The organism is Janibacter melonis (genome assembly GCF_003721155.3).
GTDB lineage: Bacteria > Actinomycetota > Actinomycetes > Actinomycetales > Dermatophilaceae > Marihabitans > Marihabitans melonis.
Genome location: NZ_CP044548.2, coordinates 1,657,905 through 1,672,956, shown reverse-complemented (window position 1 = coordinate 1,672,956; position 15,052 = coordinate 1,657,905). Strand labels below are relative to the sequence as shown.

Here is a 15,052-nt window from a genome sequence, read left to right as displayed (position 1 = left end):
GCTAGAGCAGGCGCAGGTACGCGTAGTGGTGGTGCCGGCGCAGCCCGAGGTCCTCGTAGAGACGGACCGCGGGCAGGTTGTCGGTCTCGACCTGGAGGTAGACCAGGCTCGCGCCGCGCTGCGCCCCGGCGGCGGTCGCCGCCGTCGTCAGCCATCGCCCGACGCCCAGACGTCGGGCCCGCTCGGCGACGTGCACCGAGTACACGCCGGTCCACCCGTCGTCGATGCTCGCCCGCCCGACCCCCAGCAGCTCGCCGTCGGCGTCGCGGGCGTGGAGGAAGACCTGCTCCCGGGGCGCGCCGAGCACGGCTCGTGCCGCCTCGCGGTGGTCGGTGATGCCCGCCCCGCTCGCCGAGAGCCACGCGTCGTCGATGCTGTCGCGCTGCTCGAGCCGCCACCCCGGCGGCGCCGGGCTGGCCGGGACGGCCCGCCCGGTGAGCACGAGGGCGGGGGTGATCGGGGTCCACCCCTGGGAGAGGAGCCGCGCGGCGAAGGGGTCGTCCGCCAGCGCGACGTGGAGCGGCAGCGGCACCTGCAGGCGCGGCACGAGGTCGCGCTCGCGGTACCAGGCGACGACGTGCTCGACGGCCTCCTCATCGGTCGTGCCCGGGTCGCCGAGGGGGAGCGCGGAGTTGGCGCGACCGGTGAAGCCGAGCCCGGCGCGCAGCATCCAGCCCCGCCCGGGGGTGCCGAGCCACGCGACCTCGAGGCCGGGGTTCCCCTTCGTCATGACGCGGTGGAGGTCCTCGATGCCGATCGCCCGCTCCGGGGCGCCCCGACGGGTCGGTCGCGGCGGGATGACGCGGGCGGCGACGACGGACCCGAGGGGCAGCGCCACCTCGCCGCGGCGGGTGGCCAGGACGACGCTCTCGTCGTCGACGGCGAGCACCTCGCCGACCGTGTCGGTGAGGGTGGGGGAGCCCGGCAGGTCGGGCGCGCCCGCCGGGATCCGGGTCCGGATCGCCATCCGCGAACCTAAGGGGTACCTCACCGCCGACGCCGTCACGAGCGGCATAGTATTGCCGCCATGACGTACGTGATCGCCCAGCCCTGTGTGGACCTCAAGGACAAGGCCTGCATCGAGGAGTGCCCGGTCGACTGCATCTACGAGGGTGAGCGCAGTCTCTACATCCACCCCGACGAGTGCGTCGACTGCGGTGCGTGCGAGCCGGTGTGCCCGGTCGAGGCGATCTACTACGAGGACGACACCCCCGAGGAGTGGGCCGACTACTACAAGGCCAACGTCGAGTTCTTCGACGACCTCGGCAGCCCCGGCGGCGCCGCCAAGATGGGCATGATCAAGAAGGACCACCCCCTCATCGCCGCGCTGCCCCCGCAGGAGCACGACGAGTGACGACGGCGTCCGGGCTCTCCGGCCTGCCGGACTTCCCCTGGGACTCGCTCGCTCCGCTCAAGGAGCGGGCGAGAGCCTTTTCCGGCGCGGACCAGGCGCAGGGCGACGGGCTCGTCGACCTCTCCGTCGGCACCCCCGTCGACAGCACCCCGGCCGTCGTCCAGGACGCGCTGCGCGCGGCCGCCGACGCCCCGGGCTACCCCCAGACGTACGGCACCCCGCCGCTGCGCGAGGCCGTCGCCGCGTGGTTCGCCCGGCGTCGCGGTGCGCCCGACGTCGACCCCGACGGGGTCCTGCCGACGATCGGCAGCAAGGAGCTCGTCGCCTGGCTGCCGACGCTGCTCGGCATCGGTGCCGGTGAGTCCGTCGTCTTCCCGACCGTCGCGTACCCGACGTACGACGTCGGCGCCCGGATCGCCGGGGCGACCCCGGTGCCGGCCGACGCGACGACCGCGCTGGGGCCGGTGAGCGGCGCCTCCGCCCCGCGCCTCATGTGGCTCAACTCCCCGAGCAACCCGACCGGGCGCGTCCTCGGGGTCGAGCACCTGCGCAAGGTCGTGCGCTGGGCGCGCGAGCGCGGTGTCGTCGTCGCCTCCGACGAGTGCTACGCCGAGCTGGACTGGCGCTCCGAGGAGGAGCGCGGCCAGTCCTACGACGAGCTGCCCACCACGCCGAGCATCCTCGACCCGCGCGTGTGCGAGGGCTCCCACGAGGGCCTGCTCGCCGTGTACTCGACGAGCAAGCAGTCCAACCTCGCCGGGTACCGCGCCGCCTTCGTCGCCGGAGACCCGATCCTCGTGCGCCGCGTCCTCGAGGTCCGCAAGCACGCCGGCATGATCGTGCCCGCCCCCGTCCAGTCCGCCCTCGCCGCGGCGGTGTCCGACGACGCCCACGTCGCCGAGCAGCGGGCCCGCTACGCCGCCCGCCGCGACGTGCTCCTGCCAGCCGTGCAGGCCTTCGGCCTGCGCGTCGAGGACTCCGCGGCCGGGCTGTACCTGTGGGCGACGGCCGACGAGCCGGCCGCGACCACCCTTCGCCGTCTGTCCGACCGGGGCGTGCTCGTGGCGCCGGGCACCTTCTACGGGGCGGCCGGCGCGCACCACGTGCGCATCGCCCTCACGGCCACCGACGCCCAGATCGCCGCTGCCGCAGCCCGGCTCACGGCCTGAGCGCCGGCGTTCCCCAGGGTGGGCCCGTGTGGATCGGGCCGCGACGGCTGGGGTAGTTTCGGACGAGACCACGCGGTGCGTCTGCCCTCACCCGGGCGTGACGGGCCAGGCGTCACGACTGCGAAAGGGCAGGAGTTCTTCTTATGACTGACAGCGCCACCTTCTCCGCCGGGGGCAAGGACCTGAGCTTCCCGCTGATCCCCGCCGCCGAGGGCAACAGCGGCTACGACATCTCGAGCCTGATGAAGGAGACCGGCAACACCACGCTCGACGTCGGCTTCGTCAACACCGCCTCGGCCGAGTCGAAGATCACCTACATCGACGGCGACCAGGGCATCCTGCGCTATCGCGGCTACCCGATCGACCAGCTGGCCTCGAAGTCCACCTTCACAGAGGTCGCCTACCTGCTCATCTACGGCGAGCTGCCGACGACCTCCGAGCTCGAGGACTTCGAGGAGCGGATCAGCCGCCACACGATGCTCCACGAGGACCTCAAGGCCTTCTTCAACGGCTTCCCGCGCGACGCGCACCCGATGCCGGTGCTCTCCTCGGCCGTCTCGGCGCTGGGCACCTTCTACCAGGACAGCCTCGACCCCTTCGACCACGAGCAGGTCGAGATCTCGACGATCCGCCTCCTCGCGAAGCTGCCGACCATCGCCGCGTACGCGCACAAGAAGAGCGTCGGCCAGCCCTTCCTGTACCCGGACAACTCGCTCTCGCTCACCGAGAACTTCCTGCGGATGACCTTCGGCTTCCCGGCCGAGCCCTACGACCTCGACCCCGAGATCGTCAAGGCGCTCGACCAGCTCTTCATCCTCCACGCCGACCACGAGCAGAACTGCTCGACGTCGACCGTCCGCCTCGTCGGCTCGGCCCACGCGAACCTCTTCAACTCGGTCTCCGCCGGCATCCACGCCCTGTCCGGCCCGCTCCACGGCGGCGCCAACCAGGCCGTGCTCGAGATGCTCGAGCAGATCCAGAAGTCCGACGACGGCGCCGAGACCTTCATGAAGAAGGTCAAGAACAAGGAGGACGGCGTCCGTCTCATGGGCTTCGGCCACCGCGTCTACAAGAGCTACGACCCGCGCGCGGCCATCGTCAAGGACGCGGCGCACACCGTGCTCGAGAAGATGGGCGGCGACGAGCAGCTCGAGATCGCGATGAAGCTCGAGGAGATCGCCCTCAAGGACGACTACTTCGTCGAGCGCAAGCTCTACCCGAACGTCGACTTCTACACCGGCCTCATCTACACGGCGATGGGCTTCCAGCCCAAGATGTTCACCGTGCTCTTCGCCATCGGCCGCCTCCCGGGCTGGATCGCCCAGTGGCGCGAGATGATCGAGGACCCGAAGACCAAGATCGGCCGTCCGCGCCAGATCTACATCGGCGAGACCGAGCGCGACTACGTCGGCATCGACGAGCGCTGACTCATCGATAGGCGCTGACCTCGAGGTCGAGCGAAGGGGGACCACCCGGCCGGGTGGTCCCCCTTCGTCGTGCTCGGAGCGGGTTCGGCGTGGGGCGGGTCAGCCGTCGGCGAGGGTGATCCGGACGGTCGAGGCGTCGACCGGGTCCGGTGCGGCCGACCAGCTGGACCCGTCCTCGCGGGTCCACACGCGGTCGCCGACCTGCACGGAGGTGACGCCGTGCCCCTTCGCCGTCGCGACCGCCCACGCCCCGACACCCCACGCGCGACGCTCCTGCGAGGCCCGGACGACCACGACGCCGTCCCCGGTGTCGGCGCGGTACCCGGTCTCGGTCCGCAGGCTCTCGACGAGACGCTCGCGGTCGCCCACGCCCGTCGGCGGGTCGAGGCGGCAGACCAGGCCCTCGGGGGAGTGGCCGGAGATCGCCGAGGCGATGGTGCGGCCCTCGTGCTCGTGGTCGGCGTAGGCCTCGGGGTAGGCGCTGCGCTGGACCTCCTGGGCGATCTCGGTGATCCGCATGTCCTGCCAGCCGTCGACCTTGACGAGCGCGTCGTAGAAGGCGTTCGTCGAGTAGCGGGGGTCGAGGATCTGCTCGACGGTGCCCCAGCCCTGGCTCGGGCGCTGCTGGAAGAGGCCGACGCTGTCGCGGTCGCCGTAGGTGATGTTGCGCAGCTTGCTCTCCTGGATCGCCGTGGCGACCCCGATCGAGCCGGCGCGGGCGGGCAGGCCGCGGCGCTCGGCGACCTGGACGATCGTCGCGGCGTTGTGCATCTGCTCAGGGGTGAAGCTCACGTCCTGCTCGAGCGCGGTCGCCTCGCACGACTCGCTCCACGGGGTGATGACCTTGTCGCGCACCCACCACGCGGCGCAGCCGAGGAGCCCGAGCACGGCCACGCTCGCGACGAGCGCGCGGTTGCGGCGCACCCGGGCGCGCGAGACCGCCCGCTCCTCGGCGAGGGGCGGGCGGTCGGCGGTGGGACGGCGGGGCGGCATGGCTAGTTCGTGTGGAGGGCCTCGTTGAGGGCGACGCCGTCACCCGTGCGGTCCTTGGCCTCGACGGCGCCGGTGACCGAGTTGCGCAGGTAGAGCAGGCCGCTGCGGCCGGAGAGGTCGCGCGCCTTGACGACGGTGCCGTCGGGGAGGGCGACCTTCGTGCCGGCGGTGAGGTAGAGCCCGGCCTCGACGACGCAGTCGTCGCCCAGGGCGATGCCGACGCCGGCCTCGGCGCCGACGAGGCAGCGCCGGCCGATGGCGACGCGCTGGGTGCCGCCGCCGGAGAGGGTGCCCATCGTCGAGGCGCCGCCGCCGATGTCGGAGCCGTCGCCGACGACGACGCCCTGGCTGATCCGGCCCTCGACCATCGAGGTGCCGAGGGTGCCGGCGTTGAAGTTGACGAAGCCCTCGTGCATGACGGTCGTGCCGCTGGCGAGGTGGGCGCCGAGACGCACGCGGTCGGCGTCGCCGATGCGCACGCCGGCCGGGATGACGTAGTCGACGAGACGCGGGAACTTGTCGACGGAGTAGACGGTGACCTGGCCGCGGGTGCGCAGCCGGGCGCGGGTGGTCTCGAAGCCCTCGACCGCGCACGGGCCGTGGTTGGTCCACACGACGTTGGTGAGCACCCCGAAGAGCCCGTCGAGGTTGATCGAGTTGGGCTCGACGAGGCAGTGCGAGAGCAGGTGCAGGCGCAGGTAGGCGTCGCTCGCGTCCTGCGGGGCCGCGTCGAGGTCGACCGCGACGGTGACGACCTCGGTGCGCACGCCCCGGGCCTCGTCCTGCCCGGCGAGGGCGGTGAGCTCGGTGGGCACCTGGTCGGCCTCAGGGGCCTGCCCGAGCCGCGGCTGCGGGTACCACGTGTCGAGCACCGTGCCGTCCGTCGTCGTCGTGGCGATCCCATGGCCCCAGGCTGCGCGCGTCGTCATGCCCCGGAGTCTACGAACTGCTGCCCGTTGCCCCGAACTCGCTTGCCGTCTCCCCGTGGTCGCCTGGCCCGGGAGCTACAAAACCCTGCTGGCTGGGTCTTGATGAGTCAGCAGGGTCTCGACAGGGTCCTGGCACGTCAAGGGGCTGCTGGCAGGGTTTTGCAGGCCGGCGGGGTGTGCCCGGAGAGGCTGACTAGAGGGGGTGGTGGCGAAGGGGGGTCAGGCGGCCAGGGCGAGGGCGCGACTGATCTTGGCCCGTGCGATCGTCGGCTGCCTCAGGTCTCGCCACATGAGCCGCACCACGACGTACCCCCGGGCACGCAGGTCGTCCTCGCGTGTCTTCTCGTCGACGAGGACCTGGCGGTCCGTGTACTTCAGCGCGCCGTCGAACTCGAGGATCACCCGGGTGCCCGCGATGAGGAAGTCCACGCGCCACGGGCCGATGTCGACCTGGGGGTGAGCGGCACGTCGAGCAGGTCGCACACCAGCGCGGTGAAGCTCTCGCCCGGTGACTCGCGCCGACCATCAGCGAGCCGAAGTGCGCTCCTCACGGCCCCGATGCCGCGCGTCCCTCTCGGGACCCGGGCCACGGCCGCCTCGAGGTCGGTGGGCGCGACCAGCCCTTCGTGCAGCGCCGCGTCGGCGGCGGCGAGCGCGGTGATCGGCCGCTCGGTCAGACCTGCGGCGACTGCGGCGTCCGCCGGTCCGACTGCGGGGACCGGGGTCGCGACCAGCGGGTGGCGGTCCGAGGTGACGACGTCCCGACGATATGTCCGCAACGTGTAGCCCTTCTCGAGCCGGGTCGACGCCGCCTCGGCCCGCACGAGGTGGACGAGCCCGAGGTCGGCCTCGACGACCGGCAGGTCGTGCAGCAGGAGGGCCGATACCGAGTCGGCGGCTGTGCGGCGGGTCAGACGCGACAGGTACGCCACGGTGCGCAAGACATGCATGTCTGCGGGATCCGCGGGAGGCGAGATGCTCCAGACGCCCCGGACCACCTGGGTGATGAGACCGGCCCGACGCATCTGCTGCAGGACGAGGCGATGCACGCCGGCCCTGCCGGCGGCCCCGGTGGTGAAGACGCCGTTGACCTCGATCGCGGCGAGCAGCGGCAGGGTGTCCTCCATCGCCGAAGTCTGGCCCGGATCCCCCTTCGCGCCGATCGTCTCTCCACAGCCCTGCTCCTACGAAACCCTGCCAACAGCCCTTTGATGTGGCAGGACCTTCTCGAAACCCTGCTGGCTCACCAAAGGGCAGCCAGCAGGGTTTTGTCACGGGTCGGAGGGGGGTTTGTAGGGTGCGGGGCATGGGCCTGGACCTCAGCACGGACATCGTCACCCTCACGGCAGCTCTCTGCGACGTCGAGTCGGTGAGCCTGGGGGAGGAGGCGATCGCCGACGCGATCGAGGAGGCGCTGCGCGCGCTGCCGCACCTCACGACGACCCGGCACGGGCACACGGTCGTCGCGCGCACCGACCTCGGGCGGGAGGAGCGGGTCGTGCTCGCCGGGCACATCGACACGGTGCCGCTCACCGACCCGCCGAACCTGCCCGTGCGACGCGAGGTCGTCGACGGCGAGGAGGTCCTCTACGGCCGCGGGACCGTCGACATGAAGGGCGGGGTCGCGGTGCAGCTGCGCCTGGCCCACGAGGTGCGCGAGCCCTCCCGCGACATCACCTTCATCTTCTACGAGGCCGAGGAGATCGAGGAGAGCCACAACGGGCTCAAGGCCCTCGGCGACACCCGCCCCGACCTGCTCGCCGCCGACCTCGCCGTGCTCCTCGAGCCCACCGCCGCCGCCGTCGAAGGCGGGTGCAAGGGCACGATGCGCGTCGAGATCCGTACGAAGGGGATCGCCGCCCACTCCGCCCGCCCGTGGAAGGGGCACAACGCGATCCACGACGCCGCCGACGTGCTGGGCCGCCTCGGCGAGCACGAGGAGCGCTCGGTCGAGGTCGACGGGCTGACCTACCACGAGGCGCTCCAGGCGGTCGCCATCACCGGCGGCATCGCCGGCAACGTCATCCCCGACGCGTGCACGATCACGGTCAACTACCGCTTCGCGCCGGACAAGAGCGCTGACGACGCGCTCGCCTACGTGCAGAGCGTCCTGCCCGGCTACGAGCTGACGGTCACCGACCTCGCCGAAGGGGCCCGCCCGGGTCTGGACCGGCCCGCCGCCCAGTCCTTCGTCGCCGCGCTCGACGTGCCCGTCGGCCCGAAGGAGGGGTGGACCGACGTCGCCCGCTTCTCCGCGCTCGGGGTGCCGGCGGTCAACTTCGGCCCGGGCGACCCCAACCTCGCCCACCACGACGAGGAGCGCTGCCCCACCGCGCAGCTGCGCGAGGCGGAGGCCGCCATGATGCGCTGGCTCGCGTAGGGTCGGCGGCGTGAGCCAGCGGCACGAGGACAGCGAGCGGGCGTACCACAAGGGGCCGGTCGTCATGCGCGGCGCCCAGGTGCCCAGCTCGACCACCGACCAGCGTCTCCTCGACACCCGGGGCACCGCCGACTGGGTCCACACGGACCCGTGGCGCGTCCTGCGCATCCAGGCGGAGTTCGTCGAGGGCTTCGGCGCGCTCGCCGAGCTCGGGCCGGCGATCAGCGTCTTCGGCAGCGCCCGCACCAAGCCCGGCACCCGCGAGTACGCGATGGGCGTCGAGGTCGGTCGCCGGCTCGCGCTCGCCGGCTACGGCGTCATCACCGGCGGCGGGCCGGGCGCGATGGAGGCGGCCAACCAGGGGGCGCGCGAAGGGGGAGGCGTCTCCGTCGGTCTGGGGATCGAGCTTCCCTTCGAGGCCGGGCTCAACCCCTACGTCGACCTCGGCGTGAACTTCCGCTACTTCTTCGCTCGCAAGACGATGTTCATCAAGTACGCGGAGGGCTTCATCGTCCTGCCCGGCGGCTTCGGCACGCTCGACGAGCTCTTCGAGGCCGTCACCCTCGTGCAGACGCAGAAGAAGACCTCCTTCCCCATCGTCCTGCTCGGCACCGACTACTGGGGCGGGCTGCTCGACTGGCTGCGCGGCACCGCGGTGCCGGCCGGCACGATCAGCGAGGTCGACGTCGACCTGCTCCACCTCACCGACGACCCGGCGCACGCCGTGCGCATCGTCAGCGAGTACGAGGACGAGCGCCCGCACCCGCACTTCACCCAGCAAGGACCCGAGTGATGGTCTGGGTCTTCCTCATCGGTGTCGCGATCCTGCTCGTCGTGGGCCTCGGGTCGCTCGTCGTCGGCCGCGCGAGCGTCGACCCCGTACCGCCCCCGGTCTCGACGACCCCGTCGACCGGCCTGGGCGCCGACGTCCACGCCGCGGACATCCACGACATCCGCTTCGACACCGCGCTGCGCGGCTACCGGATGGACCAGGTCGACGACGTCCTCGACACGCTCCACGCCCGCATCGCCGAGCTCGAGGCGCAGCAGCCCGTGACCCCCTCGGGGGAGGCGGCTCCCCCTTCGCCCGCGACCACCTCGCGCCCGACCACCACGCCGTCGACGACCGAGCCCTCCACTACCCAGGAGCGCGCATGAGCGCCGTCACCGAGCGTCGCCGCGTCGCAGCCGACGTCCAGGAGGTGTGGGACCGCGTCACCGACATGGCGGCCCACGGCCGCCACGTCCCGCTCACCCGGATCACGCGGCAGGAGGAGCTCGCCCTCGGCGGGACCTTCGTCATGCGGACCTCGCTCGGGCCGCTCGGCTTCGACGACCCGATGACGGTCACCGGCTTCGACCCGCCACCGGCGCAGCCCGCGCGGCTGCGGCTGGTGAAGTCCGGGCGGCTGCTCTCCGGCTGGGCCGAGATCGTCGTGCGCCCCGTCGACGGAGGATCCGAGGTCTCCTGGACCGAGGAGGCCGTGCCGACCTCGGCGCTCCTGCGCGCCCTCAGCCGTCCGGCCGACCGGCTCTCGCGACGCGCCACCTCCGAGCTGCTCACCCGCATCCTCGACGGGACCCTCGCGGGCCTGCCGGCGCTGCCGCCGGTCCCGCCCCACGGCAGGGGCTGATGAGCGGGCTGTCCTTCGCCGCCCGCGAGCGGTGGAGCACCACCGTGCTGCGCCACCCCGTGCGGACGCTGCTCGCCGTCTACGTCGTCTCGCGGCTCGTCGCCTTCGCCGCCATCTGGGTCGCCGCCCGGTACTACCAGGCGCCCGCCGGCGTCGGGCATCTCGACCCGACCCTCACCGACATGCTCCAGCTGTGGGACGCCGAGTGGTACGAGCGGATCGTGCGCGAGGGCTACCCGGTGCCGCTGCCGGCGGACCCGACGACGGGCCAGATCACCTACAGCCAGTGGGCCTTCTTCCCGGTCTTCCCCCTCCTCGTGCGGTTGCTCATGACGACCGGGCTGGGCTTCACGACCGCCGCCGTCCTGCTCAACCTCGTCCTCGGGGCGCTCGCGGTCGTCCTTGTGTGGAAGGTCCTGTCCTTCCCCGTCCACGCCGGCTCCCAGCCCGCCCGCGAGCGGCTCGCCCTCGTCGCCGCCGCGCTGTGGTGCCTCTACCCGGCGACCGGCGTCATGGTCCTGCCGTACACCGAGGCGCTCGCCGCGTGCCTCATCGCCGGGGCGCTGCTGCTCCTCATGCGGCGGCAGTACCTCGCCTTCGCCGTCGTCGCGCTCGTCCTGGGCTACACCCGCGCGGTCGCCCCGGCGCTCGGTCTCGCCGTGCTCGTCCACCTGTGGCTGCGGTGGCGCGAGGACCGCGCGGCCGGCACGGCCCCCCTTCGCCACGACCGCCCGCAGGTCGTCGTCATGCTCCTGGCCACCGCCCTCTCGGCGGTCGCCTGGCCGCTCACGGTCGGCTACGTGTCCGGCCTGCCGGGGGCCTTCTTCGACGTCCAGGCGGCGTGGGGGCAGCGCCCCGACCAGGGCCCCTTCGTCCTGTGGTTCAGCTGGGCGTGGGGCGAGCACGGCCTCATCTCGGTCCTCGTCATGGTGGCGCTCGTCGCGACCTACGTCGCCCTGGTCATCGGGCGGCACGGCGCGTGGATGCCGCTCGAGGTGCGCATGTGGGCGATGGCCTACCCGCTCTACCTCTTCGCCGTGGTCCGCCCGATCACGAGCATGTGGCGCTTCCTGCTCCTCGACTTCCCCCTGGCGGCGCTCGTCGCGTCGGTGGCGATGCGCACCTCGACCGGCCGCGAGGTCGTACGGCACTGGCGGCTGCGGGTCGCGGTCGTCGCCGTCTGCCTCGTCGGCGGCATCCTCGCGTGGTCGTGCGGCCTGCTGCCGTACGTCCCGTGGCACGTCACACCTCCGTGAGCACGGGCGACGGGGAGCGACGCGCCCACGTCGGATTAGGAGTGATCCGGATCGCCTGGGATAATGGCGGGTAACGTACGGCGGCGCGACCGGCGCCGTTGCCACCACCCGGTGGTCGGGCGGTGACGAGAAGGGATTGCATCATGGCGGCAATGAAGCCTCGGACCGGCGACGGACCCCTTGAGGTCGTGAAGGAAGGACGGGGGATCGTCCTGCGCATGCCCCTCGAAGGTGGCGGCCGTCTCGTCGTCGAGATGACCCCCGACGAGGTCAAGGCCCTGGGCCAGGCCATCGACAGCTGCGAGGGCCTGAAGTAGGACCCGCCGAACGGCCCCCGACGCACCCGCGTCGGGGGCCGTCGTCGTCCCCGGGGGGCGCAGGCGAAGGGGTGGCCCCTCACCGCCGCGAGGCGCCCGGATGATGACATCCGGCTGACGGTCCGGCAGGCCGCGGGCTACGGTGCACGCTCCTGACACCCCTGACGGCTGGGAGGCCTCATCCATGAACGCTGGCTACGGGCTCGCCGTGCGCTGGTCCCTCACCGAGACCTCGCCGGAGGTCGCCCAGGAGCTGCGGGAGTACGTCGTCGGCACGTCGATGGCGAGCTTCATGTTCCTCGACGGGCTCGCCTTCAAGACGTGGCGGATGCGCGAGGGCGAGTGGTTCGAGGGGACCTACGTCTTCGGCGAGGAGAAGGCCCGCGACGACTTCCAGGCCGACTTCGCCGGCCGGGCGGCGCAGTCGCCGGGCAGCGAGATCATCGGGTCCGCGCCGCTGAGCATCGAGGCCTTCGAGGTCGTCGCCGTGGCCGAGGGCCCGGCGCAGTTCCGCCGCGGCGCCGGCCCAGGCACCCTCTGACCCGCTAGCGCTTGACGGCCGCGAGCAGGCCGTCGCCCACCGGCAGCAGTGCCGGCAGGAGGCGGTCGTCGTCGCGCAGCGACTTGCCGAGGTCGCGCAGCACGCGCGTCGTCTCGTCGCGCTGGGCCGGGTCGGCGACGCGGTCGTGCCAGAGCATGTTGTCGAGGGCCAGCACCCCGCCCGGGCGCAGCAGCCGGATCGCGTGCTCGACGTAGGCGGGGTAGGCGCCCGTGTCGGCGTCGACGTGGACCATGTCGTACGCGCCGTCGGTCATCCGGGGCAGCACCTCGTCGGCGCGGCCGACGATGACGCGGGTGCGCTGCGAGGGGATGCCCGCGTCGGCGAAGGCCCGTCGGGCCGCCCGGGCGTGCTCGGGCTCGAGCTCGATGCTCGTGAGGACGCCGTCGTCGGGCATGCCGGCGAGCAGCCACAGGCCTGAGGTGCCGGCGCCCGTGCCGATCTCGACGACGTGCTGGGCCCGGCTCGCGGCGGCGAGCAGGCGCAGCGCGGCACCTGCCCCGGTGCCGACCGGGGTCGCGCCGAGCTCTTCGCCCGAGCGGCGGGCGGTCTCGGCGATCTCGGGCTCGGAGACGAAGTCCTCGGCATAGACATAGCTGTTCAGGCGCGATCCGCTCATGGCGGGCCAGCCTAGTCGCAGCCTCCGGACGGCCCGGGGCCGCCGTCCACGCACCCGTGCACTCACCGCGCAGGCCTGGACAGCGCTCAGGCTTTCCCCAGGTGGATGGCCCAAGATTCCCGTGTCGGCAGATGCGACGTCGGCGGGACCGGCCGCCGAGCGCAGCACGCACAGGAGGCGACGTGAGCACGCAGGAGTCGCTCGACTGGACCCCGCCCACGTGGCACGAGGTCGTCGAGCAGCACGGCCCGCAGGTCTACCGGCTGGCCTACCGCCTCACCGGCGACCACCACGACGCCGAGGACCTCACCCACGACGTCTTCGTGCGCGTCTTCCGCTCGCTCGACTCCTACAGCCCCGGCACCTTCGAGGGCTGGCTGCACCGCATCACGACCAACCTCTTCCTCGACCGTGCCCGCCGCTCTCAGCGGCTGCGCTTCGACGCGATCGGCGAGGGCCTCGCGGCCCGGTTGCGCACGACGAGCCCCGACCCCCACGAGGTCTACGAGCGCACCCACCTCGACGCCGACATCCAGGCCGCTCTCGACGCACTGCCCCCGCAGTTCCGCGCCGCGGTCGTGCTGTGCGACCTCGAGGGGCTGACCTACGAGGAGGTCGCGGACGTCCTCGGGGTCAAGCTCGGCACGGTCCGCTCGCGGATCCACCGCGGCCGGGCCCGTCTGCGGGAGTCGCTCGCCCACCGCCAGCCCGCCGAGCGCCCGAGCGCCCCGCGCCGCACCGGCGGCGGACGCCGCGGTCGGCCCACGGTGTCCGGCTTCCCGGTCGCCGCCCCCGTGCAGTGACGGCTGCCCGCCCCGGCAAGGCAGAATCGACGACATGACGCAGAGCAGCGACCACCCGGAGACCCCCGAGCGGGCCGACGGCACCCAGCCGCTGCCCGCGGCGGAGGACACCCAGGCGTTGCCGCCCCAGCAGCCGGTGTCGCCGCAGCAGGACGCGCTGCCCTCCGAGCAGCACGAGGGCGCCTCGCAGCCCGCGCAGGACGCTGCCGCGCCGGCGGGCGCGCAGGAGGCTCCCGCGCCGGCGGGGGACAACCCCTTCGCCCCCGGGTGGTCCGCAGCGCAGCCGGGCGACCAGTCCGCGCCCGACCCGTACGCCGGGCCGCACGACCCCCAGGTCGCCCCGCAGGACGACCCGTACGCCGCGCCGCAGGCGCAGCACGACCCCTACGCGGGTCAGCCCCAGCACGACCCCTACGCCGCGAGCTACGGCTACGGGCAGCCGCAGCAGCAGGGCTACCCGACGTGGACCGCAGGCGCCCCGCAGCCCGGCCCGGCCCCGGTGGCCGCGGCGCCGCGGCGCGAACGGCGCAAGGTCTCCTTCCTCGGTGCCGCGACCGCGGTCGCCGCGACCGCGCTGCTCGCCGGCACGGCCGGTGGCGCCATCGGTGGCCTCGCGGCCGACCAGCAGGCAGGGACGGGCGTCGTCACCCTCGACGGCCCGCCCGTCGAGCGCCCGGAGGGCTCGGTCGCGGCCATCGCGGGTCGCGCGGTGCCGAGCGTGCTGACGATCCGCGTCGGCAGCTCCGGCCGCGGGGGCACGGGCTCGGGCTGGGTCTACGACGGCAAGGGCCACGTCGTGACGAACAACCACGTCGTCTCCGCCGCCGGTGACGACGGCACCATCGTCGTCGAGCTCGCCGACGGCACCCGGCGCGACGCCGAGCTGGTCGGCCGGGACGTCAGCTACGACCTCGCCGTCCTCGAGGTCGACCCCAAGGGCCTGAAGCCGCTGCCCGTCGGCAACTCCGACGACGTCGTCGTCGGCGACCAGGTCGTCGCCGTCGGCTCGCCGCTCGGCCTCGACAGCACGGTCACCGCGGGCATCGTCAGCGCGCTCGAGCGGCCCGTGGCGGCGGGGGAGCAGGGCGACCAGTCCTACATCAGCGCGATCCAGACCGACGCCGCGATCAACCCCGGCAACTCCGGCGGGCCGCTGCTCAACGCCCGTGGCGAGGTCGTCGGCGTCAACTCGGCCATCGCGCAGATCCCCGGGGGTGCCCGCGACTCGGCGTCGGGCTCGATCGGCGTCGGCTTCTCGATCCCGAGCACCCAGGTGCGTCGCACCGTCGACCAGCTCATCAGCACCGGTGAGGCCGTGCACCCCGTCATCGGGGTGCACCTCGACACGCAGTACTCCGGCGAGGGCGCCCGCGTGCTGCCCGACGCGGTCCAGGGCACCGAGCCGGTCGTGCCCGACGGGCCGGCCGACAAGGCCGGTGTCGAGGCGGGCGACGTCATCACGAAGATCGACGGCCGACGGGTCAGCGACAACGACCAGCTGGTGGTGCGCATCCGGGCCAAGGCCGTGGGCGATACGGTGCAGCTGACGGTCCAGCGCGACGGCAGGGAGCGTCAGCTGACCATGACGCTCGAGGCCGCGGAGGAGGACTGA

Annotated in this window: 18 protein-coding genes; 12 read left to right on the top strand and 6 right to left on the bottom strand. The window is 73.0% G+C overall.

All coding sequences use genetic code 11. From position 1 onward, the window contains the following. Position 1 precedes the first annotated feature (1 nt). On the bottom strand, positions 2 to 1,015 hold the full coding sequence (locus tag EEW87_RS07830; RefSeq protein ID WP_420810349.1) for a GNAT family N-acetyltransferase: 1,014 nt from the start codon (positions 1,013 to 1,015) through the stop codon (positions 2 to 4). 12 nt (positions 1,016 to 1,027) lie between these two features. Between EEW87_RS07830 and fdxA the strand changes: the two genes are divergently transcribed. From fdxA to EEW87_RS07815, 3 genes are all read left to right on the top strand, one after another. Next, on the top strand, positions 1,028 to 1,354 hold the full coding sequence (gene fdxA, locus EEW87_RS07825) for a ferredoxin (protein WP_068277350.1): 327 nt from the start codon (positions 1,028 to 1,030) through the stop codon (positions 1,352 to 1,354). Further along, a complete protein-coding gene (gene dapC / locus EEW87_RS07820; RefSeq protein WP_123092175.1) occupies positions 1,351 to 2,523 on the top strand; it encodes a succinyldiaminopimelate transaminase in 1,173 nt (390 codons plus the stop codon). Before fdxA ends, dapC begins: the two co-directional genes overlap by 4 nt. Before the next feature lie 143 nt (positions 2,524 to 2,666). Continuing rightward, a complete protein-coding gene (locus EEW87_RS07815) occupies positions 2,667 to 3,950 on the top strand; it encodes a citrate synthase (protein WP_123092174.1) in 1,284 nt (427 codons plus the stop codon). A 99-nt stretch (positions 3,951 to 4,049) separates the two neighbouring features. Here the strand turns inward: EEW87_RS07815 and EEW87_RS07810 are convergent, their stop codons facing one another. From EEW87_RS07810 to EEW87_RS07795, 4 genes are all read right to left on the bottom strand, one after another. Further along, positions 4,050 to 4,943 (bottom strand): hypothetical protein, encoded by an 894-nt coding sequence (locus EEW87_RS07810; protein WP_225985136.1) that lies wholly within the window; start codon positions 4,941 to 4,943, stop codon positions 4,050 to 4,052. Positions 4,944 to 4,945: 2 nt separating this feature from the next. After that, on the bottom strand, positions 4,946 to 5,872 hold the full coding sequence (gene dapD / locus EEW87_RS07805) for a 2,3,4,5-tetrahydropyridine-2,6-dicarboxylate N-succinyltransferase (protein WP_123092173.1): 927 nt from the start codon (positions 5,870 to 5,872) through the stop codon (positions 4,946 to 4,948). 219 nt (positions 5,873 to 6,091) lie between these two features. After that, the gene (locus EEW87_RS07800) at positions 6,092 to 6,301 is read right to left on the bottom strand and encodes a DUF559 domain-containing protein (RefSeq protein WP_163562398.1); all 210 of its coding nucleotides are present in this window, start codon (positions 6,299 to 6,301) and stop codon (positions 6,092 to 6,094) included. After that, a complete protein-coding gene (locus EEW87_RS07795) occupies positions 6,271 to 6,999 on the bottom strand; it encodes a type IV toxin-antitoxin system AbiEi family antitoxin domain-containing protein (RefSeq protein WP_123092171.1) in 729 nt (242 codons plus the stop codon). The genes EEW87_RS07800 and EEW87_RS07795 overlap by 31 nt, the downstream gene beginning before the upstream one ends. 179 nt (positions 7,000 to 7,178) lie before the next feature. Between EEW87_RS07795 and dapE the strand changes: the two genes are divergently transcribed. From dapE to EEW87_RS07760, 7 genes are all read left to right on the top strand, one after another. After that, positions 7,179 to 8,252 carry a succinyl-diaminopimelate desuccinylase gene (gene dapE / locus EEW87_RS07790; protein ID WP_123092170.1) on the top strand — a complete coding sequence of 358 codons (1,074 nt, stop codon included), beginning with the start codon at positions 7,179 to 7,181 and terminating at the stop codon, positions 8,250 to 8,252. Between the two features lie 64 nt (positions 8,253 to 8,316). Next, positions 8,317 to 9,045, top strand: a complete 729-nt coding sequence (locus EEW87_RS07785) for an LOG family protein (RefSeq protein WP_123092369.1) — start codon at positions 8,317 to 8,319, stop codon at positions 9,043 to 9,045. Continuing rightward, positions 9,045 to 9,410, top strand: a complete 366-nt coding sequence (locus tag EEW87_RS07780; RefSeq protein ID WP_123092169.1) for a DivIVA domain-containing protein — start codon at positions 9,045 to 9,047, stop codon at positions 9,408 to 9,410. The genes EEW87_RS07785 and EEW87_RS07780 overlap by 1 nt, the downstream gene beginning before the upstream one ends. After that, positions 9,407 to 9,886: an SRPBCC family protein gene (locus EEW87_RS07775; protein ID WP_123092168.1), complete on the top strand. Its 480-nt coding sequence runs from the start codon at positions 9,407 to 9,409 to the stop codon at positions 9,884 to 9,886. Before EEW87_RS07780 ends, EEW87_RS07775 begins: the two co-directional genes overlap by 4 nt. Then, positions 9,886 to 11,142, top strand: coding sequence for a hypothetical protein (locus EEW87_RS07770; protein ID WP_192826160.1), 1,257 nt, complete (start codon positions 9,886 to 9,888; stop codon positions 11,140 to 11,142). The genes EEW87_RS07775 and EEW87_RS07770 overlap by 1 nt, the downstream gene beginning before the upstream one ends. Before the next feature lie 143 nt (positions 11,143 to 11,285). Next, complete coding sequence (locus tag EEW87_RS07765; protein WP_123092167.1) at positions 11,286 to 11,459, top strand: DUF3117 domain-containing protein; 174 nt, start codon at positions 11,286 to 11,288, stop codon at positions 11,457 to 11,459. 184 nt (positions 11,460 to 11,643) lie between these two features. Further along, on the top strand, positions 11,644 to 12,000 hold the full coding sequence (locus EEW87_RS07760; RefSeq protein ID WP_123092166.1) for a hypothetical protein: 357 nt from the start codon (positions 11,644 to 11,646) through the stop codon (positions 11,998 to 12,000). A gap of 4 nt (positions 12,001 to 12,004) precedes the next feature. Here the strand turns inward: EEW87_RS07760 and EEW87_RS07755 are convergent, their stop codons facing one another. Next, positions 12,005 to 12,637, bottom strand: a complete 633-nt coding sequence (locus tag EEW87_RS07755; RefSeq protein ID WP_123092165.1) for an O-methyltransferase — start codon at positions 12,635 to 12,637, stop codon at positions 12,005 to 12,007. Positions 12,638 to 12,768: 131 nt separating this feature from the next. Here EEW87_RS07755 and sigE point away from each other — a divergent pair, with 131 nt between their 5' ends. Beyond that, positions 12,769 to 13,440 carry an RNA polymerase sigma factor SigE gene (gene sigE / locus EEW87_RS07750; RefSeq protein WP_123092164.1) on the top strand — a complete coding sequence of 224 codons (672 nt, stop codon included), beginning with the start codon at positions 12,769 to 12,771 and terminating at the stop codon, positions 13,438 to 13,440. 34 nt (positions 13,441 to 13,474) lie between these two features. After that, the gene (locus EEW87_RS07745) at positions 13,475 to 15,052 is read left to right on the top strand and encodes a S1C family serine protease (RefSeq protein WP_192826161.1); all 1,578 of its coding nucleotides are present in this window, start codon (positions 13,475 to 13,477) and stop codon (positions 15,050 to 15,052) included.

Coding starts and splice junctions, on each gene's coding strand:
- EEW87_RS07830 (WP_420810349.1), bottom strand. CDS start 1,015: ATGCCGCTCGTGACGGCGTCGGCGGTGAGGTACCCCTTAGGTTCGCGG.
- fdxA (WP_068277350.1), top strand. CDS start 1,028: ATGACGTACGTGATCGCCCAGCCCTGTGTGGACCTCAAGGACAAGGCC.
- EEW87_RS07815 (WP_123092174.1), top strand. CDS start 2,667: ATGACTGACAGCGCCACCTTCTCCGCCGGGGGCAAGGACCTGAGCTTC.
- EEW87_RS07810 (WP_225985136.1), bottom strand. CDS start 4,943: ATGCCGCCCCGCCGTCCCACCGCCGACCGCCCGCCCCTCGCCGAGGAG.
- dapD (WP_123092173.1), bottom strand. CDS start 5,872: ATGACGACGCGCGCAGCCTGGGGCCATGGGATCGCCACGACGACGACG.
- EEW87_RS07795 (WP_123092171.1), bottom strand. CDS start 6,999: ATGGAGGACACCCTGCCGCTGCTCGCCGCGATCGAGGTCAACGGCGTC.
- dapE (WP_123092170.1), top strand. CDS start 7,179: ATGGGCCTGGACCTCAGCACGGACATCGTCACCCTCACGGCAGCTCTC.
- EEW87_RS07785 (WP_123092369.1), top strand. CDS start 8,317: ATGCGCGGCGCCCAGGTGCCCAGCTCGACCACCGACCAGCGTCTCCTC.
- EEW87_RS07780 (WP_123092169.1), top strand. CDS start 9,045: ATGGTCTGGGTCTTCCTCATCGGTGTCGCGATCCTGCTCGTCGTGGGC.
- EEW87_RS07775 (WP_123092168.1), top strand. CDS start 9,407: ATGAGCGCCGTCACCGAGCGTCGCCGCGTCGCAGCCGACGTCCAGGAG.
- EEW87_RS07770 (WP_192826160.1), top strand. CDS start 9,886: ATGAGCGGGCTGTCCTTCGCCGCCCGCGAGCGGTGGAGCACCACCGTG.
- EEW87_RS07765 (WP_123092167.1), top strand. CDS start 11,286: ATGGCGGCAATGAAGCCTCGGACCGGCGACGGACCCCTTGAGGTCGTG.
- EEW87_RS07760 (WP_123092166.1), top strand. CDS start 11,644: ATGAACGCTGGCTACGGGCTCGCCGTGCGCTGGTCCCTCACCGAGACC.
- EEW87_RS07755 (WP_123092165.1), bottom strand. CDS start 12,637: ATGAGCGGATCGCGCCTGAACAGCTATGTCTATGCCGAGGACTTCGTC.
- sigE (WP_123092164.1), top strand. CDS start 12,769: ATGCGACGTCGGCGGGACCGGCCGCCGAGCGCAGCACGCACAGGAGGC.
- EEW87_RS07745 (WP_192826161.1), top strand. CDS start 13,475: ATGACGCAGAGCAGCGACCACCCGGAGACCCCCGAGCGGGCCGACGGC.